Annotated in this window: 21 protein-coding genes; 5 read left to right on the top strand and 16 right to left on the bottom strand. The window is 72.2% G+C overall.

Annotation, left to right across the window (positions count from 1 at the left end; translation table 11 throughout):
• Window positions 1-511: 511 nt before the first annotated feature.
• Window positions 512-1741 carry an arginine deiminase gene (locus GWI24_RS12025; RefSeq protein ID WP_210945910.1) on the top strand — a complete coding sequence of 410 codons (1230 nt, stop codon included), beginning with the start codon at window positions 512-514 and terminating at the stop codon, window positions 1739-1741.
• A 155-nt stretch (window positions 1742-1896) separates the two neighbouring features.
• Window positions 1897-2901 (top strand): ornithine carbamoyltransferase, encoded by a 1005-nt coding sequence (argF, locus tag GWI24_RS12020; protein ID WP_210945909.1) that lies wholly within the window; start codon window positions 1897-1899, stop codon window positions 2899-2901.
• A gap of 17 nt (window positions 2902-2918) precedes the next feature.
• Here the strand turns inward: argF and GWI24_RS12015 are convergent, their stop codons facing one another.
• The 14 genes from GWI24_RS12015 to GWI24_RS11950 all read right to left on the bottom strand — a co-directional run bounded on the left by GWI24_RS12015 (window position 2919) and on the right by GWI24_RS11950 (window position 18389).
• A complete protein-coding gene (locus tag GWI24_RS12015) occupies window positions 2919-3353 on the bottom strand; it encodes an ATP-binding protein (protein ID WP_210945908.1) in 435 nt (144 codons plus the stop codon).
• 266 nt (window positions 3354-3619) lie between these two features.
• A complete protein-coding gene (locus GWI24_RS12010) occupies window positions 3620-4639 on the bottom strand; it encodes a sugar kinase (RefSeq protein ID WP_210945916.1) in 1020 nt (339 codons plus the stop codon).
• A gap of 53 nt (window positions 4640-4692) precedes the next feature.
• Complete coding sequence (locus GWI24_RS12005; RefSeq protein ID WP_210945907.1) at window positions 4693-5574, bottom strand: SMP-30/gluconolactonase/LRE family protein; 882 nt, start codon at window positions 5572-5574, stop codon at window positions 4693-4695.
• On the bottom strand, window positions 5571-6203 hold the full coding sequence (locus GWI24_RS12000) for a bifunctional 4-hydroxy-2-oxoglutarate aldolase/2-dehydro-3-deoxy-phosphogluconate aldolase (RefSeq protein ID WP_210945905.1): 633 nt from the start codon (window positions 6201-6203) through the stop codon (window positions 5571-5573). Before GWI24_RS12000 ends, GWI24_RS12005 begins: the two co-directional genes overlap by 4 nt.
• Before the next feature lie 32 nt (window positions 6204-6235).
• Entirely contained in the window at window positions 6236-7045 is an 810-nt protein-coding gene (locus GWI24_RS11995; protein ID WP_210945904.1) for a hypothetical protein, read from the bottom strand.
• Between the two features lie 4 nt (window positions 7046-7049).
• Window positions 7050-8195 carry a galactonate dehydratase gene (gene dgoD, locus GWI24_RS11990; RefSeq protein ID WP_210945903.1) on the bottom strand — a complete coding sequence of 382 codons (1146 nt, stop codon included), beginning with the start codon at window positions 8193-8195 and terminating at the stop codon, window positions 7050-7052.
• Complete coding sequence (locus tag GWI24_RS11985) at window positions 8192-8950, bottom strand: FadR/GntR family transcriptional regulator (RefSeq protein ID WP_210945901.1); 759 nt, start codon at window positions 8948-8950, stop codon at window positions 8192-8194. The genes dgoD and GWI24_RS11985 overlap by 4 nt, the downstream gene beginning before the upstream one ends.
• Window positions 8951-8987: 37 nt before the next feature.
• Window positions 8988-9758, bottom strand: a complete 771-nt coding sequence (locus tag GWI24_RS11980; RefSeq protein ID WP_210945900.1) for an SDR family NAD(P)-dependent oxidoreductase — start codon at window positions 9756-9758, stop codon at window positions 8988-8990.
• A gap of 45 nt (window positions 9759-9803) precedes the next feature.
• Complete coding sequence (locus tag GWI24_RS11975; RefSeq protein WP_210945899.1) at window positions 9804-11900, bottom strand: alpha-galactosidase; 2097 nt, start codon at window positions 11898-11900, stop codon at window positions 9804-9806.
• Window positions 11897-12751: a carbohydrate ABC transporter permease gene (locus GWI24_RS11970; protein ID WP_210945898.1), complete on the bottom strand. Its 855-nt coding sequence runs from the start codon at window positions 12749-12751 to the stop codon at window positions 11897-11899. The genes GWI24_RS11975 and GWI24_RS11970 overlap by 4 nt, the downstream gene beginning before the upstream one ends.
• Complete coding sequence (locus GWI24_RS11965; protein WP_210945897.1) at window positions 12751-13686, bottom strand: carbohydrate ABC transporter permease; 936 nt, start codon at window positions 13684-13686, stop codon at window positions 12751-12753. The genes GWI24_RS11970 and GWI24_RS11965 overlap by 1 nt, the downstream gene beginning before the upstream one ends.
• A gap of 1 nt (window position 13687) precedes the next feature.
• Window positions 13688-14980: an ABC transporter substrate-binding protein gene (locus GWI24_RS11960; protein WP_210945896.1), complete on the bottom strand. Its 1293-nt coding sequence runs from the start codon at window positions 14978-14980 to the stop codon at window positions 13688-13690.
• Between the two features lie 118 nt (window positions 14981-15098).
• The gene (locus GWI24_RS11955; RefSeq protein WP_210945895.1) at window positions 15099-17267 is read right to left on the bottom strand and encodes a glycoside hydrolase family 27 protein; all 2169 of its coding nucleotides are present in this window, start codon (window positions 17265-17267) and stop codon (window positions 15099-15101) included.
• Window positions 17268-17597: 330 nt separating this feature from the next.
• Window positions 17598-18389, bottom strand: a complete 792-nt coding sequence (locus GWI24_RS11950) for an IPT/TIG domain-containing protein (protein ID WP_210945894.1) — start codon at window positions 18387-18389, stop codon at window positions 17598-17600.
• An 832-nt stretch (window positions 18390-19221) separates the two neighbouring features.
• Here GWI24_RS11950 and GWI24_RS11945 point away from each other — a divergent pair.
• Window positions 19222-20868, top strand: coding sequence for an IPT/TIG domain-containing protein (locus GWI24_RS11945; protein WP_210945893.1), 1647 nt, complete (start codon window positions 19222-19224; stop codon window positions 20866-20868).
• Window positions 20869-21190: 322 nt separating this feature from the next.
• On the opposite strand, the gene GWI24_RS11940 is transcribed toward GWI24_RS11945, so the two are convergent.
• Complete coding sequence (locus GWI24_RS11940; RefSeq protein WP_210945892.1) at window positions 21191-22720, bottom strand: UDP-N-acetylglucosamine 1-carboxyvinyltransferase; 1530 nt, start codon at window positions 22718-22720, stop codon at window positions 21191-21193.
• Between the two features lie 131 nt (window positions 22721-22851).
• Between GWI24_RS11940 and GWI24_RS11935 the strand changes: the two genes are divergently transcribed.
• Both GWI24_RS11935 and GWI24_RS11930 read left to right on the top strand, forming a co-directional pair.
• A complete protein-coding gene (locus GWI24_RS11935; RefSeq protein ID WP_210945891.1) occupies window positions 22852-23820 on the top strand; it encodes a DUF1648 domain-containing protein in 969 nt (322 codons plus the stop codon).
• A 1-nt stretch (window position 23821) separates the two neighbouring features.
• The gene (locus tag GWI24_RS11930; protein WP_210945890.1) at window positions 23822-24181 is read left to right on the top strand and encodes a GntR family transcriptional regulator; all 360 of its coding nucleotides are present in this window, start codon (window positions 23822-23824) and stop codon (window positions 24179-24181) included.
• Between the two features lie 6 nt (window positions 24182-24187).
• On the opposite strand, the gene GWI24_RS11925 is transcribed toward GWI24_RS11930, so the two are convergent.
• A complete protein-coding gene (locus tag GWI24_RS11925; protein WP_210945889.1) occupies window positions 24188-24745 on the bottom strand; it encodes a Uma2 family endonuclease in 558 nt (185 codons plus the stop codon).
• Window positions 24746-24862 lie beyond the last annotated feature (117 nt).

Below are 24862 nucleotides of genomic sequence, written 5' to 3'. Positions count from 1 at the left end.
GCGTACCCCCGCCGTCCGGCTCACCGGGCCTTGGCGGCTCTCCCGCCCCGCGGCGGCCGGCGCCCGCTCACCGCCCGTGGCGGACCGCGGTGGCCCTCCCCACGCGGCGCGCGCGTGAGCGCCCCCGCAGGGGCCGACACGAGCCCCCGGCCTCGCCGGGGTCGGCCGGTGGGCGGCGATGGGGCTCCCGCGCGGTGCGTATTCCCGCCGCCCGGTTCACCGGGCTCCTGGCGGTCTCCCGCCCTTGCGGCGGAACCATGGTGGTCGACCGGACGTTTGCTTCCCGCCCGCGGCGGACCGCGTACCCCCGCTGTCCGGCTCACCGGGCCTTGGCGGCTCTCCCGCCCCGCGGCGGCCGGTGCCCGCTCACCGCCCGTGGCGGACCGCGGTGGCCCTTCCCACGCGGCGCGCGCGTTTCCCCACCACTCCGCCGAAGGCGGTCGGCGCGAGAGATCGGGAGAACCGTGTCGTGGAGCGTTCACAATGGGCCGCGAGCGGCGAAGATGGGGTCATGGGATTCCATGTCGACTCCGAGGCCGGGCGGCTGCGCCGCGTCATACTGCACCGCCCCGACCTCGAGCTCAAGCGGCTCACACCCACCAACAAGGACGCCCTGCTCTTCGACGACGTCCTGTGGGTGCGCCGTGCCCGCCAGGAGCACGACGGCTTCGCCGACGTGCTGCGGGACCGCGGGGTCGAGGTGCATCTCTTCGGGGACCTGCTCACCGAGAGCCTGACCCTGCCGGACGCGCGGGCGCTGGTGCTGGACCGGGTCTTCGACGAGAAGGAGTACGGACCGCTGGCCACCGATCATCTGCGCGCCGCCTTCGACGAGCTGACCGCCCCGGAGCTGACCGAGGCGCTGATCGGCGGCATGACCAAGCGGGAGTATCTGGAGCGGTACCCGGAGCCGATCTCCGTCCGCTTCCACGCCATGGAACCTGATGACTTCCTGGTCAATCCGCTGCCGAACCACCTCTTCACCCGGGACGCCTCCGCATGGGTGTACGACGGGGTGTCGATCAACGCGATGCGCTGGCCCGCCCGCTGGCACGAGACGGTGCACTACGAGGCCGTCTACCGCCATCATCCGCTCTTCGCGAAGGAGGACTTCCACGTCTGGTCGGAGGGCCAGGCCGCGTACCCCTCCACCATCGAGGGCGGCGATGTGCTGGTACTCGGCAAGGGCGCGGTGCTGATCGGGATGAGCGAGCGGACCACTCCGCAGGCGGTGGAGATGATCGCCCACCGGCTCTTCGAGGCCGGTTCGGCCCGGACGATCGTGGCGCTCGACATGCCCAAGGGGCGGGCCTTCATGCATCTGGATACCGTGATGACCATGGTGGACGGGGACACCTTCACCCAGTACGCGGGGCTTGGGATGCTCCGCTCGTACACCATCGAGCCGGGCGCGGGCAGCCAGGAGCTCAAGGTCACCGACCATCCGCCGGAGCATATGCACCGCGCGATAGCCGCGGCCCTCGGCCTGGACTCCATCCGTGTGCTCACCGCCACCCAGGACGTCCACGCGGCGGAGCGCGAGCAGTGGGACGACGGCTGCAATGTGCTCGCGGTCGAGCCGGGCGTGGTGGTCGCCTACGAGCGGAACGCGACGACCAACACCTTTCTGCGCAAGCGCGGGATCGAGGTCATCGACATTCCGGGCAGTGAGCTGGGCCGGGGCCGGGGCGGGCCGCGGTGCATGAGCTGTCCGGTCGAGCGGGACCCGGTGGAGCCGTAGGGCCGAAGTCTCGCCCTCGAGCCGTAGGGCCAGGATTCACCACCCGCCTCCGTATATATGCAGAGCATCGTATATGCTTCCATGGTTCCGGGCCGCGGCACCCCGCCGTAGCCGCTGATCCGCCACGTGTTCGCCGTGACCTAGGAGCCACCCTTATGGCGATTGACCTCACCGGCCGCCACTTCCTCAAGGAGCTGGACTTCACCGCCGACGAGTTCCGCCGCCTGATCGACCTGGCCGCCGAGCTGAAGGCGGCCAAGCGCGCGGGGGCCGAGGAGCGACGGCTGCGGGGCCGGAACATCGCCCTCATCTTCGAGAAGACCTCCACCCGCACCCGCTGCGCCTTCGAGGTCGCGGCCGCCGACCAGGGCGCCTCGACGACCTATCTCGATCCGGTCGGCTCCCAGATCGGTCACAAGGAGTCGGTGCGGGACACCGCGCGGGTGCTCGGCCGGATGTACGACGCGATCGAGTACCGGGGCCATGGCCAGGGCGTCGTCGAGGAGCTCGCCGCCCACGCCGGGGTGCCCGTCTACAACGGCCTCACCGACGAGTGGCACCCCACCCAGATGCTCGCCGACGTGCTGACCATGACCGAGCACAGCGACAAGCCGCTGGATCAGATCGCCTACGCCTACCTCGGCGACGCCCGGTACAACATGGGCAACTCCTACCTCGTCACCGGCGCCCTGCTGGGCATGGACGTCCGTATCGTGGCGCCCGGCCTGCTGTGGCCCGACAAGACCATCGTGGAGCTGGCGCGGCAGCTCGCCACCGCCTCCGGCGCCCGGATCTCGCTCACCGAGAGCGTCGAGGAGGGCGTGCGCGGCGCGGACTTCGTCGCCACCGATGTGTGGGTGTCCATGGGCGAGCCCAAGGAGGTCTGGGACGAGCGGATAGCGCTGCTCGGGCCGTACGCGGTGACGATGGATGTGCTGCGTGCCACGGGCAACGACGCGGTGAAGTTCCTGCACTGCCTGCCGGCCTTCCACGACCTGGGCACCGACGTCGGCCGGGAGATCCACGAGCGGCACGGGCTGACCGAGCTCGAGGTCACCGACGAGGTCTTCGAGTCCGAGTACTCCGTCGTCTTCGACGAGGCGGAGAACCGGATGCACACGATCAAGGCGGTGCTGGTCGCGACGCTCGGCGCCCGGTAGCGCTCGACGGGCGGCCCTCAGCCGTCGGCGGGCGGGAGGACGAACCAGACGGCCTTGCCGTAGGGCGTCGGCCGGTAGCCCGCGTCGGCGCTGAGGGTCCGGATCAGCAGCAGACCGCGTCCGCCCTCGGCGAGGCCGTCGGGTCTCTTGGGCCCCTCGGGGCGCCCCAGCGAGTCCAGCCCGCCGGGCGGATTCGGGTCCTGGTCGTGCACCTCGACCTGCCAGCCCCCGGTCGGCACCAGCTCCACCACCAGCTCTATCGGCTCGTCGCCGGTCGTGTGCCGCACCGCGTTGGCCACCAGCTCGGCCGTCAGCAGCTCCGCCGTGTCGCCGTCCACGGGCGCCCCGATGTCGGCCAGGGTGTTCCGGATCAGCGCACGCGCCAGCGGTACGGCGGCCGTCGTGTGCGGCAGGGCGAAGCGCCAGCTGGCGGCGTGGGGGGGATCGGGCACGGAAGGCGTCCAGTCGGTCGGCGTGAAGCGGAGTACCGCAGCCCTTGACGGTATGAAGCGGACGATAGTTCCGGAAGGGGCTGTGGGCCACTCTTGGCGGGACCTAGGGACCGAAAGGCGCATTCACGCCATATTAGGCAAATGGGCGGCGCCGGTTGCCCGCCAGGGGGCTCCACGCGCGACGCGCAACGGCTTCAGTAACGGCTCCAGCGACGACTTCAGCGACGGCTTCAGTAACGGCTTCGGTGACGACTCCAGCGAGGGCTTCAGGCGCGCGCCGCCCAGGCCCGTTCCGTGAGCCCGAGCAGCCGCTCGACCGTGGCGGCGTCCGGCAGGGGGCCGTGATCCCCGGTCACCCCGAGCGCGGACGCGGCCGTGATGTGGCCGAGCCGCAGCGCCGGGGTCAGGGCCCCGCCGCGCAGCAGCCCCGCCAGGAAACCGGCGGCGAAGGCGTCACCCGCGCCGACCGGCTCCACCACCTCCGTGCGCGGGGCCGGCACCGTGACCTCCGGCCCGTCGCCGAAGGCGGTCGCCTCCCGCCCGCCGTCCTTGACGACGAGCAGACGCGGGCGCGGCAGCAGCTCGCGTACGCCGCCCGCGTCGAGGTCCGCGCCCCACAGGTGCCGCGCCTCGTCGAGGCCGACGAAGACGATGTCGGCGCGGTCGGCCAGGTCGCGCAGGACCGTGGCGGCCGTGCCGTCCGGCCACAGCGCGGGGCGGTGGTTGACGTCGAAGCTGATGGCGTGGGCGCGGCCGGCCGGAGGGGTCGCGAGCGCCCGTTCCACCAGGGCGCCGCAGGACGGCGAGAGCGCGGGGGTCACGCCCGTGAGGTGGACGAGCGCCGCCGACCCGAGCCGCGGGTCGTCCAGGATGCCGGGGCCCAGCGCCGAGGCCGCCGAACCGCGCCGGTAGTAGTGGACGCGGGTGCCCGTGGGGCCCGGCTCCTTCACCAGCAGGCCCGTCGGCCGGTGTGGGTCGGACCGTACGCCCGAGACGTCGACGCCCGCCGCGGCGACGGCGGCACGCACCCGCCGGCCGAACGGGTCGTCGCCGAGGGCCGAGAGCCATACGGCGGAAACGCCCAGGTCCGCGAGGTACATCGCCACGTTGGACTCCGCGCCCGCCACGGAGAGCCGCAGGCTCTCACCGGTGTCCAGGGACGCGGGCGGTTCGGGGGCGAGCGCGGCCATCGTCTCGCCGACGCAGACCACGGTGCCGCCGGCGCGAGGCCAGGGCGCGGTGGTCCGCGATTCCTCGCCGCCACCGACCGCGCCACGGCCGCCCATCGGCCATGACGTGGTCGCGCGCGCTTCCCCGTCGCCCGCGGAACGCGACCCGCTCACACCAGGCCCCCGATCGGCCCGGCCGCCGGGCGGTACGCCGCCGCCGGTGGCCCCGGCACCGCCACCCGGACCGAGAACAGGGCGCCGTCGTACGGGCCCGGTGCCGCGAGGCCCACCGTGGCCGTCGTGATGTGCAGGACGTCACCCTGGAGACAGACCCCGGCGGGCTGGCTCGCGGGCAGCCGCACGGTGTGTGCCGGCGTGCCGTCCGGCAGGTGACGGCGCACCGTCCCCGTCCCCCAGACCGCCATCCACAGCGCGCCCTCGTCGTCGACGGCCATCCCGTCCGGGCTGCCGTCGTCGACCGTGAGATACGTCGTCGGCGGGCCGAGCGTGCCCGTCGCCGGGTCGACCGGGTAACGGCGGACGACACCGCGGGCGCTGTCCGCCAGATACATGGTGCGTCCGTCGGCGGTGAACGCGGGCCCGTTCGGCACGGTGATGCCGTCGAGGACCCGGGTCACCGTGCCGTCGTGGTCCACCCGGTAGAGCGAGCCCGCGTCCTCGTCGGCGTCGTAGGTCATGCTGCCCGCCCAGAACCTGCCGGACGGGTCGGCGGTGCCGTCGTTCATGCGCCGGGCGGGGCGGGCGTCCGCCTCGGGCCGCGCCAGCCAGGTGGTGGCGGAGCCTGGCCCGAGCAGGCAGATCCCGGTGCCCGCGGCGGCGATCCAGGTGCCGGGCCGGCCCGCCACGGGTGCCACCGCGCCCAGCGGGACGGGCAGCTCGGCCAGCGTCTCCAGGGGCGCGGTGGGATCCTGGGGGGCCGTCAGCAGACGGCCCTCGAGGATGTCGACGAGCACAAGGGCCTCGCCGGTCCAGCGGATGCCCTCGCCCAGACCGAGGCGGTCGGGGCGGGTGGGGAGCGGGTCCTCGATCATGAGGTGGCCTCCCGGACCACCGTGCGGAAGGCGCGGGCGCGTGCGCGCAGGGCGGCCGCGCCGCCGCCGTCGGCGGCGTCGCCGACGAGGGGCGAGCCGATGCCGACCGCGGTCGCCCCGGCGGCCAGATAGGCGCGGGCCGCTGCCTCGTCGACGCCGCCGACCGGTACGAACACCTCGTGCGGGAACGGCCCCCGCAGCGCCTTGAGATAGCCGGGCCCGCCCGCCTGGGCGGCCGGGAAGATCTTCAACGCCTCGGCGCCGAGCGCGCGTGCGCCGATGATCTCGGTCGGGGTCATGACCCCGGCCAGCACCGGGAGGCCCAGTTCGCGCGCGGTGGACATCCCCTCGCCCAGGCAGGGGGTGACGGCGAAGCCGGCGCCCGCCCGGTGGACGGCGCGGGCGTCGTCGGCGGTGAGCACGGTGCCCGCGCCGAGGGGGCGGCCGGGGCCGAGGGCCTTGCGGGCCCGCTCGATGACGGTCAGGGCGTCCTCGGTGGTCAGCGACACCTCGATCAGTTCGATGCCTTCGTCGGCCAGGGTCAGTACGGTGCGCAGCGCGGCCTCGGGGTCGCTGCCGCGCACGATGGCGACCAGCCGATGGGCGGCCAGGGCGGCTCGCAGGTCCACGGGCGGAACTCCTCGTAGCGTGGGGCGGGTGTTCAGGCGCAGCGGCAGGTCGCGGTGAGCGTGAGCCGCCAGCGGACCTCGCCCGAGGAGGGGACCCGCGCGGCGTCGGCGGGGCCCGTGTCGGCGAGGTCGAAGGCGCGGCCGAGCATCGGCTCGACTCCTGTGCTGCGGTAGGGGTTTCCGGCGGGGAAGCCGCCGAGGTTGCGCCACACGGCGATGGACAGCGGCTGCCCGTCGGCCTCGAGCGCGAGGGCCAGGCACCGCGCGCCGTCGTGGACGCACGCCCGCGGGGTGTCCACGACCGCGCCGACCGCGGTGCCGTCGTCCGGCCCGAACCGGTCGAGGGCGAGGCCCAGGGGTGCGGGCCAGTCACCCTCGACCCACGGCGCCCCGGCCGGCCAGGCCCGGTCCAGCAGCGGCGCGGCCTCCGGGAAGAGCCGGGTGCGCGCCCCCTCGCGCAGCCGCAGGGCCGCGCGCGGGGTCAGGTCGAGCAGGGCGTGGGCGGCCCAGATGAAGCGGAAGCCCGGGTCGGCGTCGAGGGCGTAGTCGGCCTCGGCACCGTCGGCCGTACCGCGGATCGTGCGCGTCAGCGTGAACCGGTCGCAGCGCACGGTGTCCGCGTCCCCCTCGCGCCGCCACGGACGCGACCAGGCGTCGCCGTGGTCGGGGGTGCCGCGGACGGTGGGGACGCACTCCTCCAGACCGCCCGCGTCCACGAAGGCGTCCCCGGGCGACACCCGCTCCCGCTCCGGAGCCGGGCGGCGCCACAGCCATTCGTGCCCCTCGGCGCGGAGCGAGGTCCAGCGGCCGCCGTGCGCGGGGTCGGTGGCGATCTCCAGCACGCCGTCACCACTCCGCGAAGGAGCCGTCGGGGTGCCGCCAGACCGGGTTGCGCCAGGCGTGCCCGGTGCGGTCGGCCGCGCGCACGGCCGCCTCGTCGATGGTGATGCCTAGGCCGGGGGCATCGCCGCGCAGCGCATGGCCGGCCACGAAGCGGAACGGCTCGGGGTCGACGAGGTAGGACAGCAGATCGGCGTCCTTGTTGTAGTGGATGCCGCGGCTCTGCTCCTGGATCAGGAAGTTCGGCGTCGCGAACGCGACCTGGAGGCTGGCCGCCAGGGCGATGGGGCCGAGCGGGCAGTGCGGGGCGAGCTGGGCGCCGTAGGTCTCGGCGAGCGAGGCGATGCGGTGGACCTCGGAGATGCCGCCCGCGTGGGACAGGTCGGGCTGTGCGACGGCGATGCCCGCGGCGAGGACCGGCAGGAACTCCGTGCGCCCGTAGAGCCGTTCACCGGTGGCGAGGGGCACCGGGCTCGCGGCCACCAGGCCGGGGAGCAGATGGCCGTGCTCGGGGACGACGGGCTCCTCCACGAACAGCGGGTGGAGGGCGGCCAGTTCGGGCAGGACGCGGCGGGCGCCCGCGGCGGTGAAGCGGCCGTGGAAGTCGACGGCCACGTCGCGGTCCGGGCCGAGCGCCTCGCGGGCGGCGGCCACGCGGTCCACGACCGCGGCGGTCTCGGCTGCGGTGGGCATCGGGGAGGTCGCCCCCGCGCCGTTCATCTTCACCGCCGTGAAGCCCGCCTCGACCTGCGCGGCTATCTGCTCGGACAGCTCCGCGGGCTCGTCGCCGCCGACCCAGGCGTACACCCGGACGCGGTCGCGCACGGGGCCGCCCAGCAGGGCGTGCACGGGGGCGCCGTAGGTCTTGCCCGCGATGTCCCACAGGGCCTGGTCGAGGCCGGCGACGGCGCTGGACAGGACGGGTCCGCCGCGGTAGAAGCCGCCCTTGGTGAGCACCTGCCAGTGGTCCTGGATGCGCAGCGGGTCCTGGCCGATCAGATGGCCGGCGAGGACGTCGACGGCCGCGCGGACCACTTCGGCGCGCCCCTCGACGACGGGCTCGCCCCAGCCGATCACGCCGTCGTCGGTCTCGACGCGGCAGAACAGCCAGCGCGGCGGGACGAGGAAGGTCTCGATACGGGTGATCTTCACTGACCGGTGGGCCTTTCCGTGTCGTCGTGGGAGCCGCCGATGTCGGGGGAGCCGCCGATCCGGTCCAGGTCGCGGCCGGCCTGGTCGAGCAGGGCCCGCATGGCGGCCTCGGCGGCCCGCGGGTCCCGGTCGCGTACGGCGTCCAGGACGGCGCGGTGGGCGGGGACCGGGTCCTCGCTGTGCGGGGAGCTGTGCACGATGCGATCGCGATAGGCGAGGCCCGACTCGATCACCATCTCCATGCGTTCGAGGAGTTCGTTGTGGGTGGCGGCGAGCAGGGCGCGGTGGAAGGCGAGGTCGGCCTCCACCGCGTGGGCGGCGTCGGAGCCGCCCTGCCCCATCGCGTCCACGGCGGCGTCCAGGGCGGCGAGGTCGGCGTCGGTGCGCCGCTCGGCGGCCAGCCGTACGGCCGCCGGCTCGATGATGCCGCGCACCTCGGCGAGGTTGCGCAGCAGCGCGCTGTCGGCGTCGGTGGTGCGGTCGCTCTCGAACTGCCAGCGCAGGACGTCGGCGTCGAGCAGGTTCCAGTCCGAACGGCTCCGCACGAAGGTGCCGCGCTTCTGACGGGCGTCGACCATCCCCTTGGCGGCCAGGACCTTCAGCGACTCGCGCAGGGCGGTGAGGCTGACATCCAGTTCGCTCTGCAGGGCGACCAGGTCCAGGGTGGACCCCTCGGGGAGGTCGCCGCGCAGGACGCGGCGGGCGAGGGCCTCCACGGTCTGGCCGTGCACGCCGCGGCGGGCGTAGGGCGTCATGTCGTACTGCCTTTCTGGTGCGAGCTGATCGCGGTGGTCATGCGGAGGACTTGACGACGCTCCAGCCGCCGTCCACGAGAAGACTCGCACCGGTGATGTACGAGGACTCGTGGGAGCCGAGGAAGGCGATGGCCGCGGCCACCTCCTCGGGGGTGCCGAACCGCCCGGCCGCGGTTTCCGCGACGCTGCGCGCGCGGTCCTCGGGTGAGACCCGGTCCCAGGCCGCCGTCAGGATCGGGCCGGGCAGCACCGCGTTGACCCGCACCTCGGGGCCGTACTCGACGGCGAGCTGCCCGCACAGGGACAGCAGCGCCCCCTTGGAGGCCGCGTAGGCCGGGTGGCCGGGGATGCCCTTGTGGGCGTGGACGGACGAGGTCAGGACGACGGCTCCGCGGCGGGCGCGCAGATCGTCCAGGACGGCCCTGAAGCCGAGGAAGGCACCGGTGAGGTTGACGGCGAGCTGTCGCTGCCAGGACTCCAGGGACGTTTCGTGGGCGGGGGTGACGTCGACGGTGTAGGCATTGCTGACGAGCACGTCGACGGGCCCGAAGTCGCGGGCGGCGGCGGCGATCCGCTGCCAGCCCTCCTCGGTGGAGACGTCGGCGGTCACGAAGCGGGCGCGGCCGCCGTCCTCGCCGATCCGTTCGGCGACCGCCGTGCCGCGCTCCTCGGCGATGTCGGCGAGCACGACGGCGGCGCCCTCCTGGGCGAGGCGTTCGGCGGTGGCGGCGCCGATGCCGGAGGCGGCTCCGGTGACCACGGCCGTGCGGTCGGTGAAGCGGTCACCGTGGCGGCGGGGCTGTTCCATCGGGGGGCGGGCTCCTTCGCTGGACTTCGGGCGGGGGCGTGGGCTCTACTGCCGGGTCAGGACCACCAGTTCCGCGTCGTGCTCGGCGCTCCAGGCGAACGGCAGCCCGTAGTGGAGCAGATGGGCGCCGCTGTAGGTGGTCGCCGACGCGGCGTCCCGGTAGCGGTCGGCCGCGTCGAGACCGCGCAGCCGGAGCCGGGCCGGACGCCCCGGGACGAGCGGGGCGCCGTCCAGGCGGCCGGTGCCGAACGCGGCGACGACGGTACGTCCGTCGGGGCCGTCGTACTGCACCCCGCAGGTGGCGTCCAGCGGGCTGCCCAGCAGCCGGGCCTCGCCGAGGTGGATGACATCGCGCACCTCCTTGTAGCGGGCGATCCAGCGGGCGGCCTCGGCGCGCTGCCCGGCGTCCCAGTGGCGCAGGTCGGCGCCGATGCCCAGAACTCCGCACATGGCGGTGACGAAGCGGAAGGCGAGGCTGCGCGGACGGGGGTCGAAGACACCGGGGGCGTCGGTGACCCAGGAGCTCATCACATGCGGGGCATGGGCGTGCAGGAAGCCGTACTGGACGGCCAGCCGGTCCAGCGGCGCGGTGTTGTCGCTGGGCCAGACGACGTCGGTGCGGGCGATCGTCGCGTGGTCGATACGTGCGCCGCCGCCCGCGCACCCCTCGACGGTGACCCCGGGGTGGACGGTGCGCAGCTGGTCCAGGACCCGCAGATAGCCCGCGACGTGCTGGGCGTCCAGGTCGAGACGGTCGGCGGGACCGGCGCCGGGGCGGCCGCGCTCGGTCGGCGGCCGGTTCATGTCCCACTTGAGGTAGCTGATGTCATGGCCGGTCAGCAGCCGGTCCAGGGTGGCGATGACGAAGTCCTGGACATCGGTCCGGCCCAGGTCGAGCAGGAGCTGGTGGCGCACCAGCCGGGCCGGACGGCCGTCGATCCGGTACACCCAGTCCGGGTGTTCCGCGTACAGCGCGCTGCCGGGACTGACGGCCTCCGGCTCGATCCACAGGCCGAAGTCGAGGCCCAGGGCACGGACGTCCTCCACGAACCTGCCGAAGCCGTGCGGGAACGCCACCGGGTCGGGGTACCAGTCGCCCAGCCCGCCGGTGTCGTCGGCGCGGCCGGTGAACCATCCGTCGTCGACGACGAACAGCTCGGCCCCGATGTCCGCCGCCGCCTTCGCCAGCTCGAGCTGACCCGCCGCGTCGACGTCGAACGCGGTGGCCTCCCAGGAGTTGTAGAGGACCTTGCGGGGGCGGTGCAGCCGCTCGCCGGTCAGCCGGCGTTCGTAGCGGTGCCAGACGCGGGACAACCCGTCGAGCCCCTCGGCGCTGAAGGCGCAGGCGAGCCGTGGCGTGGTGAGGGTGTCGCCGGGCGCCAGGCGCACCCGGCCCTCGTGCGGTACGCGGCCGGCGCGTATCCGCACGGCGCCGCCGGGTTCGGCCTCCGCGGTGAGGTGCCAGTTGCCGGGCCACTCCAGGGCCATGCCATAGGCGGGGGCGGGAGCGTCGGGGGGATCCGCGGCGTCCTGGACCGCGAGCCAGGGGGCGTAGGCGTGTCCGGGCACGCCCTGGCGGCTGCCGATGGTGAACGTGCCCCTGGACAGGGTGAGCTGGGTGCGCTGGAACTCCTGCGACCACTGGCCGGCCAGATACGTCAGCCGGGCCCCCGCGGTGACGGGGACGTTCACGGCGGCCGAGTCGAGGCGCTCCAGCCACAGCTCCTCGTCGCCCGTGCAGGTGAGCTCGGTCCAGCGGTGGATGACATCGGTGCCCGGCACCGTGGCGTAGCACAGGGCCGTGCGCAGGCCGAGCACATCGTCGGTGAAGGTGAGCCGCAGGCTCCCCGCCTCCTCCGTGGCCCCCTCGAAGACCCACCACGCGCCGCGGTCCGCGCCCGGCCGTGCGGCCACCAGGTCGGCGCCGGTGAACGGCCGCAGCCCGTACGGCAGGTACTCGGCGGGCGCCGCGTCGGCGGGGGTGATGAAGTGGGTGCGGTGCGACCAGTCCAGCGCGGACGGGCCGGTCTCGACGCCGAGCGGGCCCCAGGCGTCGAGCTCGGCCCAGGGGCCGTCCGGGGACAGCCGCACCGTATAGCCGGTGTGGTCGGTGCGCAGCGTCCAGCGCTGGTTCGGCGTCACTTCACCGCTCCCAGGTTGAGACCGGCCACGAAGTGGCGCTGGAACCGGAGGAAGACGGCCACGGTGGGTGCCGCGGCGATGACGGACCCGGCGGCGATCACGTTCCACATCGACACGAACTGGCCCTGGAGCCCGATGAGGGCGGCGGTGATGGGCATCTTGGTGTCGCTGCGCAGCACCGTGATGGCCCACAGCAGATCGTTGAAGATCCAGGTGAAGGACAGGGCGCTGAGTGCGGCGAGCGCCGGGCGGCTGAGCGGCAGGATGATCCGCCAGAAGATCTGCCAGGGACCGGCGCCGTCGACGACGGCGGCCTGCTGGATCTCGACCGGGATGGCCCGCATGAAGCCGTACAGGACGAAGACGTAGAAGCCGACACCGAAGCCGATCTGCACGCCGATGAGGGCGGGCAGGGTGTCGTAGACGCCCATCAGCTCGGTCAGCTTGGACACCGGGATGAGCAGGATCTGCGGCGGAAGCAGATTGCCGCCGAGCATCAGCAGCAGCAGGGAACGGCGGAAGGGCACCTCGTAGCGGCTGAGGGCGAACGCGGCCATGGCGGCCAGGGTCAGGGTCACCAGCACGCACGGGACGGTCACGATCAGGCTGTTGATCAGGGCGCGCTGCTGGCCGCCGTCGCTCCACGCCTGGTGGAAGTTGCCGAGGGTGAAGGAGCGGGGCCGGCTGCCCAGGCCGTGGGCGGAGATGTCGTCGAAGGAGCGCAGGCTCGTCACCACGACCAGGGCGATGGGCAGCAGCCACAGAGCGGCGAGCGCCCCGGCGCCGAGGTGGAAGCCGGCGGTGGCCGCGCGGCGCCGGCGCAGGGCCGCGGAGCTGCGAAGTGCCGTCATCAGTCGGCCTCCCGGAAGGCGCGGACGAGGTAGGAGGCGATGACGCCGAAGGCCAGCACGAAGATGACGACGGCCAGGGCGGAGCCGTATCCCAGGCGCAGGGACTGGAAGGCGGTGGAGTACATGTAGGTGCTCAGCAGTTCGGACGAGTGGTAGGGGCCGCCCCGGGTCAGGGACCAGACGACGTCGAAGGAGCGCAGCGAGTCGATGATGATCACGGACAGGACGACGGCGTTGACGCTGCGCAGCTGGGGCAGCGTCACATGCCGGAAGCGCTGCCACCGTCCGGCGCCGTCGACCTTGGCCGCCTCGTACAGCGCCGGGTCGATGCCCTTGAGCCCGGCCAGGTAGAGCACCATCACATAGCCGACCTGGCGCCACAGCGCGGGCACGATGACCGCGTAGAGGGCGGTGTCCTGGTCGGCGAGCCAGGCGTGGCGCAGGCTGTCCAGGCCGACCGACTCCAGGAGCCGGTTGAGGACGCCGTCGGGCTGGTAGATGGCCTGCCAGACGAGGGCGGTGGCCACCAGGGAGAACACGACGGGCAGGAACAGGGCGGCGCGGTAGAAGCCGACGCCCCGGCGCTCCTGCTGGAGGAGCAGCGCGGCGCCGAGGCCGAGCAGCGCGGACAGGCCGCCGAACAGCACCAGCCACAGCACGGTGTCCACGGCCGCGGTGCGGAAGACCTCGTCGTGGGCCATCTCGGTGAAGTTGCCCAGGCCGACGAACTCGGGTGCCGACACCCCGTCCCACTTGGTCAGGGCGAGGTAGAAGCCCTGGAGCGCGGGCCAGAACACCCACAGCGACTCGGCGAGCAGCGGGACGAGGAGGAAGGCGAGCACCAGCGGGGGCGTGCGCCGGATACCCCGGGCCCGCCTGCCGCGGGGCCGGGGCGGGGCCGGGGAGGTGCGCTCGGGCGCGGTGAGGACGGCCACGTCACGCCTTCCAGATCTTCTCGGCGTCGCGCTGCCAGTCGGTGAGGATCGAACCGATGCTCTTCGGCCTGGCGAGGAACTTGGTCAGCGCGGTGTCCGCGGTGGGCTGGAGGGCGTCGCTCGAGTCGCGGTTGAAGAACTGGGTTATCTCGGCGGCCTCCTCGACGTGCTTGCGGCCCTTCTTCACGAGCGCGGTCCCGGCGTCCTTGGCGTCGGGGTGGCAGGGCAGGACGGTGCCCGACGAGCCCTTGATGTAGATCTCCTGCGCCTCGGCGGTGGCGAGGTAGCGCAGCAGCTCGAAGACCCCGTCGCGGCGTCCGGTGCGGGCGCTGGCGAAGTAGCCGTCCGTGGGCGCTTCCTCGGCGAGCGGGACCTTGGGGTCGATGACCGGGAAGCGGAAGAAGTCGATGTCGTCGAGGGCGCCCTTGGGCGCGGCGTCGGCGAAGAAGGTGCCGATGAGCATCATGCCGGTCCGGCCGGCGAGCAGTGCGGTCGTGGCGTCCTGGAAGGCGAGGGCGGTGCCGTCGGGGTCGAAGTACGGGAGCGCCTCCTGCCAGCGGTCGAAGACCTTGCGCACCTCGGGGTCGTCGAAGCGCTGCTTTCCGGCGAGGAGCCGGCGGTGGTACTCGGCGCCGTTGATGCGGATGTTGAGGTAGTCGAACCAGGCGGAGGCCACCCAGGGGGTGTTGCTGCCGGCACCGAGGCCGATCGGCGTCACACCCTTGGCCTTCAGCTTGTCGCACAGGTCGAGGAAGTCGTCCCAGCTCTTGGGCTCCCGCACGCCCCACTTGGCGAAATGGGACTTCCGGTAGAACATGCCCCACCAGTAGTAGGTGCTGGGCACGAAGACCTTCTTGCCGGCGGCCGAGGTGCACTGGGTGGTCAGCGCCTTGGAGTAGCGCTTGAGGTCGGGCGAGGAGGTCCACACCTCGCCGAGGTCGAGCAGCAGGTTCTTGCGCGCGTACGCGTCCGCCACCGAGCCCGGGTACCAGGTGTACACATCGGGCGGGTTGGCGGAGGTCAGATAGGTGGGCAGCTGGGTGCGGAAGGTCTCGGCGGCGACGGTGTTGAGTGTGGCCCGCCCGGAGCCCTGCTTGGCGTAGGCGGCGACGAGGTCCTCCATCGCCGCCTTCGCCTGCGGCGCGGACAGGTTGGACTGGAAGGTCACCGCTCCGCCCCCGGAGGAGCTCTTGCCGGAGGAGCCGGAGGTGACACAGCCGCTGAGCAGCGCCGTGGTCCCGGCGGCGCCGAGGCCGGCGAGGAACAGCCGTCGGCTGGGGTGTGCGTAGCTCATGAAGTGCTCCTTGTGGATCCACTCGGCGGGGCCCCGGCCCCGCTGACGGGGCCGGGGCGCGCTCGTGGCGGATCCAGGTTCGCGTGGCGCTCGCACCACGTCAATAATAATTCCTAATTTATTTGAACTGGGTTCGGCGTACGGAGCCGTCGACCCCGCGGTACACGGCGTCGACCGCACCGTCCGGACCCGCGACCGCCCCGAGCGCACCGTCGAACGCGGCGCTGGGGAACTCCTGCCGCTTGGTCCACCCCTGCCAGCCGCCGTGCTCGTACCGCCGCTGCCAGAGCGTGTAGTCACCGGCCCGCGCGTACAGCACCACTGTGTCGCCCACGGCGACCAGCGTCGGGCTGCCGCTCACCGTCCCGCCGAGCGAACTCCACTCCGACCACTGCCCGGAGGCGTCGCGCGACCGCGTCCACACCTCGTCCGCCGAGGTCCGGACGGCCACATGGACCCACCCCCGCGCGTCCACGACGGCCGACGGCCTGCCGTACGTCGGCCGGTCGCCCGGCGCGCCGAGCGACGACCAGCCGGACGACGGCCCCCGCTGTGTGATCCGCCCATCGGCGCCGCGCGCGGTCAGCGTCCAGTGCGTCCCGTCGGTGAACGCCACCGACGGGGCGTCGGTCAGCCTCCCGCCGAGGTCCTGCCAGCCGCCCCAGCGCCCGTCCGCGAAGACCCGCCGGTACGCCCGGGAGTCGGCGCCCCGCACGAAGACGTCGATCCGCCCGCCCGCCGAGGCGTGGGCGGCGGGCTGCCCGAGGATCCTGCCGTGGACCGGGCCGCCGAGGTCCTTCGTCCGCGGCCTGCCGTCGCCGCCGTCGTCCGTGTGCTGGACGAGGGTGCCGCCCGGTCCGCGGAAGAAGGTGGTCAGCGCGTCGCCGTCGCGTACGACGGCCGGGCTCGCCGAGGTCTGCCGGCCCAGGTCCGCACCGGGGAGGGCGTCCTCGCCGGTGAGCGTGAGGAACGCGGTGCCGTGCGCCGGCACCTCGACGGTGTACGACCCGGTATGCGTCCCGCGGCCGGCTCGCGCGCGCAGGTCGCGGACCGTGACCGGGCCGCCCAGCGCCACGTCGGAGAAGTTCACGGTGCGCTCGGCGGGCCGGTCCGAGCGGTTGAGCAGGACGACGGCGCGCCGGCCGGGGCCCGAGAGGACCTTGCTGTAGACGTCGCCGACGGAGTCGGTGGCCACCCGCACACCCTGGACGGCCAGCGGGTCCTGGTCGACGGCGATGATCTCCGGGTTGCGCAGCGTCCGGAGCATCGCGTCGGACAGGGTGCGGGGGTCGGAGCCGATGACGAGCGGGGAGCCCATCTCGGCCCACATCACCAGCTGCGTGGTGGACTCCTCCTCCGTCAGCTCCAGCGAGCCGTCGGCCGTGCGGCGCATGGGGATGAGGTAGTCGGGGTCGTTGTAGTGACCGGGCCCCTGCGCCTCGGGGTGCCAGGCGTTGGCGTCCATGTTGCGCAGCACATTGGGCCACTGACCGGGGCTCGGGGTGCCCCAGGCGATGTCGGTGCCGGTGCGCCAGGAGTCCGCGATCGCCGGGGCGTAGGCGTAGGCGTTGTGCGCGTCCTGCTCGGGCGTGTGCGGCAGGCCCCAGTCGTCGGTGAGCGGATTGCACAGGTTCAGCAGCATCCGGCGCCCGGACTTCGCGACCGCGTCGCCGAACTCCTTGAAGGCCGGGCCCGGATCGAGCTTCTCGCCGATGCCGCACAGGAAGTCGACCTTGATCGCGTCGATCTTCCAGTCCGCGAACTGCCGCGCGTCCTCGGTGTAGTGGCCACGGCTGCCGAGGCCGCAGCTCCTGCCGCCGTCGTAGGTGCCGGCGTCGGTGTAGATACCGGCCCGCAGACCGCGCTGGTGCAGATAGGAGACGAGGGCCGGGATACCGGAGGGGAAGCGGTCCGGGTGAGCCGCCAGCCGTCCCCGCGCGTCACGCGGATTGTCGGCCTGCCAGCCGCCGTCCAGCCACACGATGTCGTACCCACTGTCGCGCAACCCGCTGCTGACGAGCCGGTCGGCGACCGCGCGCACCTCCTTCTCGGTGGGCGCTCCCAGTCCGTAGTAGGTGTTCCAGCCCATGTAGGGCGTCGGGGCGAGCCCGCTGTCGTAGTAGTCGGGCGCCCCCTGGTCCACGGCGGGTGCCCCCTGGTCCACGGCGGGCGCGGCCGTGGCCGTGGGGCCCGCGGCCGTCGCCAGGACCACGGCGATCGCGGTCGCGACGGCGCCGCGGGTGAGGGTGCGGTGGCGGGGTCTCCGTGCGGGCGGGGGTGAAGTCACGTGCCTCTCCCGAGGGTTGGGAAGCAGGAAGGAGACATGACGCGGCCGCCCTGGGACAGGGCGTCGTCGGCGTCACGGCGAAGACTGTGGCCCGCGGCCGAAACCCTGTCAAGAATTATTCCTAATTTATTTAAACAGTCGGCGTACAGGTTCAGCGGTCGCTGGCGGCCTGCTGGGGTGTCCGTTTCGAGCGGGCGGCGCCGGTGCGCATCGACCCCATGCTCGCGGAAGGACTCGCTCCGAAGCAGATCTGGGTCCGGCCCCCGAAGAGACGGCGCCGGTGGCAGCACCGACGACAACGACGATGACTAATTGGTGAACAGGCGGCGGTCAGGTGATGGTGAAGGCTTGAGCGTTGGAGTTCCCGCCGCAGGTGTGGACCGTGATGGTTCCGGCGCCGGTGGCGAGTCCGCCGGGTACGGTGGCGACGAGTTGGGTGGGGCTGATGGGGGTGAAGACCGCGGTGGCGGTGGCGGCGGCGCTGTCGGTGAAGGTGACGGTGCCGACGCCCACGAAGTTGGTTCCGGTGATGGTGACCTGGTCTCCTGCGGTGCCCGTGGCGGGAGCCACTGAGGTGATGGCCGGGGTGAGGTAGTAGTCGATCAGGGTGGTGCCCGATGCGCTGGTACCGCCGGCGGTGGTGATGGTGACCGGCTGGGTGGAGACCGTGCCGACCTGGCCCGGGTTGGCCGGTGCGGTGAAGGTGACCTGGCTGGGCTGGGTGGGGGTGACCGCGACGTTGCCGACGGTGCCCACTCCGACCTGGGTTCCGGTCAGGAAGTTGCTGCCGAACAGCGTGACCGCGCCACCGGTGGCGGCCGGAAGGCAGGTGACGCTCAGTCCGGTGGTGGTCGGGGTGGCGATGGCGAAGAACGGCAGAGCGTTGCTGGTGGCGCCGGCGCTGCTGGTGACACTGACGGATACCTGTCCCGAGCACGGCGCGGTGTTCGGGACGACGAAGGTGACCTGGGTGGCGGTGACGGATGTGGGGGCGACCGCTGTCGAACCGAAGTTGACCCGGGTGGTGGTGGACAGGGCGGTGCCGTTGATCTGGACGGTGTCGCCGGGTTTGCCTTGGTTGGTGGTGGTCGTCGTGTCCACCAGCGAGATGATGGTTGCCATGATCTTTCTCCTTCTGCCGTGCCGTTCTGGGCCGGGGCGGAGAGCGGGCGGGGAGCTGAACGCGACCCGCGGCCGCACGGGATGTCTCCGGGGCGGGAGGGTGTGTGTGAAGGCCGTTGCCTCGGGGTGCCTGGGGGCGGTTCGTCCGAGGGGAAGCGACTCGGCGTCGTAGCATGAGGCGCCTTCGCTCTTACTGATTCAAGCGAGCGAATGAAGGGGGTGACAGATGGAATTGGTGCTTTAGAGAAGTCATGTGCAAATAGGGTCTAAAGCCTTCATGCATGCTTTATGCGCTGTTGCGCGCCTCCTGAGCCCGTTCGTCGGTGCCGCCGTGTGGCCGGAACGGCGGGGCACGACGTACCCTGCGGCCTTTTCGGGCCCCAGTTCTGTTCCGCCTCAGCCGGTACATGTGCTCGCTGGCCAGGCGCGTCATGACGGCCAACGCATCCAATGGCCCCAGTACCGGCTTCAACGCGTACTCAGACGGCACTTCTGAGGCGTCCAACGCCCCCAGCCTGGCCGCCGTCACCCGCGAGTTCGCCGCGATCCGCCCGCAACTCCGCCAACTGCGGGAGAGGTGTCCAGCGCGTCCATCCGCCCGGTGTCTCCGAGCTGCCACACCGCACCGGTCCGTGCCTTCAGCTCCTGCGACCTGCCTGCCGACCGTGCAGCTCGGCCGGCGCGCAACCTGCGTTCTTAACCGGAGTGGTCATGACTATCCGGGTCGGCAGAAGCCCACGCGCTCATTGTCATATTTTTTAGGCGCTTCTGTACGTGCTTTCGTTCGCTGGCTCATCCTGACGTCGACAGGAATCAGGGCGCGGAGGTCGCCATGGGAACAGTAGCCGTCGATACGGAAGCGCAGCTGCTACCGGATGTCATTCCGGTGGGCAGCAGCCCGATCTACGCGGCGGTCACTCCGGACGGCCGGCGCGTCTATGTGACCAACTTCGGGTCCAGCAGCGTCAGTGTCATCGACACCGCCACCCGGGCCGTCATCACCACCATCACCGTGACCACCGGTCCATGGGGGGTCACGGTCGCCCCGGACGGGCTGCACGCCTACGTGGCCTGCTTCGGGAACAGCACCATGGCGGTCATCGACACCGCCACCAACACCGTCACCGGGGTCGTCAGCGGGCTGAACAAGCCACTGGGCCTGGCGGTGACACCCAACGGGTCCCGCGTCTACGTGGCCAGCCAGGGCGGCCACCGAGTGGATGTGATCAGCACGGCGACCAACACCGTCGTCGCCTCCATCCCGGTCGGTACCGGACCGCGCAACCTGGCGATCACCCCTGACGGGAGCGAGGTCTACGTCACGGAAGAGGGCACCAACACCGTCCGGGTCATCGCCACCGCCACCAACACCGTCACCGCCGTGATCAGCGGCTTCGTCTTCCCCCGCGGCGTGGCGGTCTCGCCCGACGGACAGCGGGTCTATGTGACGGATTACGGCGGCGACCGTCTCGACGTCATCGACACCACCCTCCACTCGGTGGTGGCCATCTACACCGGACTCGCCATCCCCTTCGGCGTGGCGGTCACCAGCGACGGACTGCTGGCGTACGTGGCGTGCGACGGCAACGACAGCGTCACCGTCATCGACCTCGTCGCCCGCAGGATCCTCACCACGGTCCCGGGCTTCCACGCGCCGTCCTGGCTGGTGATCACGCCGGACGACCTTGAGATCTATGTGGTCAACAACGGCAACGAGACCGTACGCGTGCTCCCCACGTCATCCGGCGCGTATCCCAACGTGGGGCCTCTGTCGGGCGGGACACCGGTGACCATCATCGGCGAAGGGCTGGGCAACACCACCGCTGTCCGCTTCGGCTGCCTCCCGGCCGCCTCGTTCCAGGTCATCAACGACCACGAGATCCGGGCCGTCTCGCCCCTCCTCGTCCGGGACGTCAGGATCGACGTCACCCTCGGCCAGAACACCACCCGAACCGTCGGCCGTTTCTACTACCTCGAGGACTCGGTGCTGACGGGAATCAGCCGGACGTCGGGCCCGCTGAGCGGAGGCGACACGCTGACCGTGACCGGCCGGGGCCTGATCACCACGACCGCCGTGCGGTTCGGCGACGTGGCCGTCACCCCCTCGTCCATCCTGGACGACAAGGTCACCGTCACGGTGCCGCCCGCGCAGGCACCCGGACCGGTGCCGGTCACCGTGGTCACCCGGAGCAACGCGTACGGGCGCGCCGTCTACACCTACGTGGGATCGCCCGGCATCTCCTCCGTGACCCCCACCTCCGGACCGACAGCAGGCGGCACCCCGATCCTCATTACTGGCACCGCGCTCGCGTTCACGCAGACGGTGACCATCGGCGGCGCGCAAGCGAACTTCGGGATCATCTCCCCCACCCAGGTGACCGCCGTCACTCCCCCCGCAGCCGCCACGGGGCCCACCGACGTCGTGGTGACGACGACAAGCGGCACAGCCACCGCCCCCGGCGCCTTCCTCTACATCTGACCGCCGGGGCCCATCGGGGCAATGGCGGACCCGGCGACCCCATGCCGGACCGCTACCGGCTCCTCCTCGTGATCGGAGCAGGTCTTGCGCTCCGTCAAGGGAAGGCGCTCGGGCTCTCAGCGGATGAACCCCGCGCCGGCGCACGGGGCAGCGCCGCCATCGACGCGATCTTCACGTAGCCGCAGCTGGTCGGCAGAGGCCGTGGAGCGCGGCCCGTAGCCCGCTGCGGGCCCAAAGTCCCAGAGAAGTCCCGGAGGTGCCGCCGCAGCCCTTCCTGACCCGTTGCATCGCAGGTCAGACGGGTTGCGGCGGCATCCGCTTGTCAGATGTCGCGGAAGGTCTCGATCTGGGCGCCGATCGAGTTCAGCCGCTCCGCGAGGTCCTCATAACCGCGGTTGATGACGTACACGTTGCGCAGCACCGAGGTGCCCGGCGCGGCCATCATCGCCAGCAGGACGACCACGGCGGGGCGCAGGGCGGGCGGGCACATCATCTCGGCGGAGCGCCAGCGGGTGGGGCCCTCGACCAGGACGCGGTGCGGGTCGAGGAGTTTGACGTGGGCGCCGAGGCGGTTGAGCTCGGTGAGGTAGATCGCGCGGTTGTCGTAGACCCAGTCGTGGATCAGCGTCGAGCCCTGGGCGACGGCCGCGATCGCCGCGAAGAAGGGGACGTTGTCGATGTTGACGCCGGGGAACGGCATCGGGTGGATCTTGTCGATGGGGGCCTGCAGCTTGGACGGGCGGACGGTGAGGTCCACCAGCCGGGTGCGGCCGTTGTCCGCCGCGTACTCCCGGCCGCGCTCGTGGTCCAGCCCCATCTCCTCCAGGACGGCCAGCTCGATCTCCAGGAACTCCACCGGCACCCGGCGGATCGTCAGTTCCGACTCGGTGATGACGGCGGCGGCCAGCAGACTCATCGCCTCGACCGGGTCCTCGGAGGGGGAGTAGTCGACATCGCGGTCGATGTGGGCCACGCCGTGGACGGTCAGCGTCGTGGTGCCCACGCCCTCGACCTTGACGCCCAACTCCTCCAGGAAGAAGCAGAGGTCCTGGACCATGTAGTTGGACGAGGCGTTGCGGATCAGCGTGACGCCGTCGTGCCGGGCGGCCGCCAGCAGCGCGTTCTCGGTGACGGTGTCGCCGCGTTCGGTGAGCACGATGGCGCGGGTGGGGGCGACCGAGCGGTCGACGTGGGAGTGGTACATCCCGTCGGTGGCGGTCACTTCGAGGCCGAAGTGGCGCAGGGCGGTCATATGCGGCTGCACGGTGCGGGTGCCGAGGTCGCAACCGCCCGCGTAGGGGATCCGGAAGCGGTCCATCCGGTGCAGCAGCGGACCGAGGAACATGATGACGCTGCGCGTCCGGCGCGCGGCCTCGGTGTCCATGGCCTCGAGGTCCAGCTCGGCGGGCGGCACGATCTCCAGATCGGCGCCGTCGTTGATCCAGCGGGTGCGGACGCCGATGCTGCCCAGGACCTCGAGGATGCGGTAGACCTCCTCGATCCTGGCGACCCTCCGCAGTGTCGTACGGCCCGCGTTGAGGAGCGTGGCGCACAGCAGCGCCACACACGCGTTCTTGCTCGTCTTGACGTCGATGGCTCCGGACAGCCGGCGGCCGCCGACCACCCGGAGGTGCATCGGACCCGCGTAGCCGAGGGAGACGATCTCGCTGTCCAGGGCCTCGCCGATCCTGGCGATCATCTCAAGGCTGATGTTCTGGTTTCCCCGCTCAATGCGGTTGACCGCACTCTGGCTTGTGCCGAGTGCCTCCGCGAGCTGGGACTGGGTCCAGCCCCGGTGTTGACGGGCGTCACGGATGAGCTTGCCGATACGTGAGAGGTAGTCGTCAGTCATGGAGAAGAGGCTATCTCACATATGAGATGCGCACGCGACGGGGGAGGCGGAAGGAGTGACGCCTCTCCAGTCGGCATTGTTCTATTAGTATGCAAACAAACGGAAACGTGTGGTGAAGTGAGGGGGTCGATATGCGTCCTGTCCGACGGCGCGCGCTCATCGTCGCTCTGCCCTTTGTGCTGGCGTGGGCCGTGGTCGTGGCGACTTTCGCCGGGCTGCGCGACCGGCTGCCGGATCCGCTCGCCACGCATTTCGGCGCGGACGGGAAGGCCGACGGATTCACCGGTACGGGTGCGTTCCTCTCGGTGGTCACCGCCGTCCTCCTCGGCTCCGGCCTCCTCACCCTCGTACCCACCCTCCGTCTGACCAAGGGCCTCAGCGCCCAGCGGTTCGCGGTCGCCCTCGGCTACGGCATGTCCGGTCTGCTGGGCTACGCCTTCGCGTCCCTGCTCTTCGCCAACGCCGACGCCGCCCGCGCCTCCCGGGTCTCCCAGCCCCTGTGGCAACTGGGCATCGCCCTCGCCGTCGCGGCCGTTATGGGCGCGCTGGGCCGGCTGCTCGCGAGCCGGGACGCGGGGCCCGCGGCCGGACCCGGCAAGCGGGCCGCCGCGCCCCGGCTCCCGCTGGCCAAGGGCGAAGTGGCCACCTGGACGCGCTCCGTCGGATCGCCCGTGCTGCTCGCCGTGGGGGCGGGGACCACGCTGCCGGGCGCCGTGCTGGTCGCCGTGGGCTCGGGGACGGGGGCGTGGCTGATCGTCATCGGGCTGATCTCCACGGCGCTGGCCCGCTGCCGGGTGACCGTCGACCGCCGGGGCCTGGCCGTCGCCTCATGGTTCGTCCCGCGCCCCCGGATGCGGATACCGCTGGACCGGATCGAACGCGCCACCAGCCGCGAGGCCGCTGCGCTGAGCCTCGGCGGCTGGGGCTACCGGATCCGCGGCGGCGGCAGCGCGCTGGTGTTCCGCTCCGGCGACGCGCTGTTCCTGACGCTCGCCACGGGCCGGGAGTTCGCGGTGACGGTGGACGACGCCGCCACCGCCGCCGCCCTGCTCAACGCCCTGATCGAGCGCGACCGTCCCGCGGCGGGGGAGCGCGGCTGAGATGCTCTTCCGCGTCGACCCCGGCTCCGCGATTGCGCTGGCCGACCAGATCGCCGCCTCCGTACGCGGCGCGATCGCCGACGGCACCGTGCGCCCCGGTGAACGCCTCCCCGCCGCCCGCGCGCTCGGCGAGTCCCTCGGCGTCAACGTCCACACGGTCCTGCGCGGCTACCAACGGCTCCGCGAGGAAGGCCTGATCGAACTGCGCCGTGGCCGCGGCGCGGTCGTCACCGGCGACCAGCCCAGGGCCCGCGCCGGGCTCCTGGAGGGCGTCCAGAGTCTGGTGGAGGAGGCCAGGGCCCTGGGCCTCTCCGACGAGGAGGTCCTGACCCTGGTCAGAACCCGCCTCGCGGGCGGCTGAGGTCCGTCAGAACTCGGAGGTGTCCAGCTCCAGGCCGAACGGCTCCGGGAGCGGGAGCGGGGTGCCGAAGGGGTGGGGGCCGTCCACCTTGGTGTAGCCGAGGTTCCCCGGCGCGGAGTAGAGCGTGCACGCGCGCTGCTGCCGGTCGACCAGGAGGTACAGCGGGGCGCCGTACTCGGCATAGCGGCGCCGCTTGACGACTCGGTCGGTGTCTCCGTTCGAGTCGGAGGTCACCTCGACGATCAGGAGGGTCTGGTCGGGGAGCAGGGCCCCGGCGTCCTTGGCCAGCTCCCGGGGGACGACGGCGAGGTCCGGCACAAACCAGTTGAGGGTGCCGGGGAAGTCCAGATCGCCTGATCCCGCCATGCAGCCCAGGGCGTTCACCTTGGGCGCGATGCGCTCCCGGACCTTCGCGATGGTGCTCTCGTGATCCCAAGCCGGCGACAGCGGTTCGATGAACCCCTCGATGACCTGTACGCGGTCGAAGCCGCGGATGCGCTGGACCGCGTACTTGAGGGCGGTCTCGGGATCGTCGGCCGGGTACGCGGGTGGTCGTGTGCTCATCGGTCCTCCACCGGGTGTGTCGGAACGCGAGGTCTATCGCGGCCGATACGCGGTGTGCGGGGTTACGGCCCGGGGATCACCCGTATCGGTGACGATCCCCCGTCATCACCGCCGCCA

It is taken from the genome of Streptomyces sp. MK37H (genome assembly GCF_018035285.1).
In the GTDB taxonomy this organism is placed as follows: domain Bacteria; phylum Actinomycetota; class Actinomycetes; order Streptomycetales; family Streptomycetaceae; genus Streptomyces; species Streptomyces endocoffeicus.
This window is presented reverse-complemented; position numbering and strand designations above follow the sequence as displayed.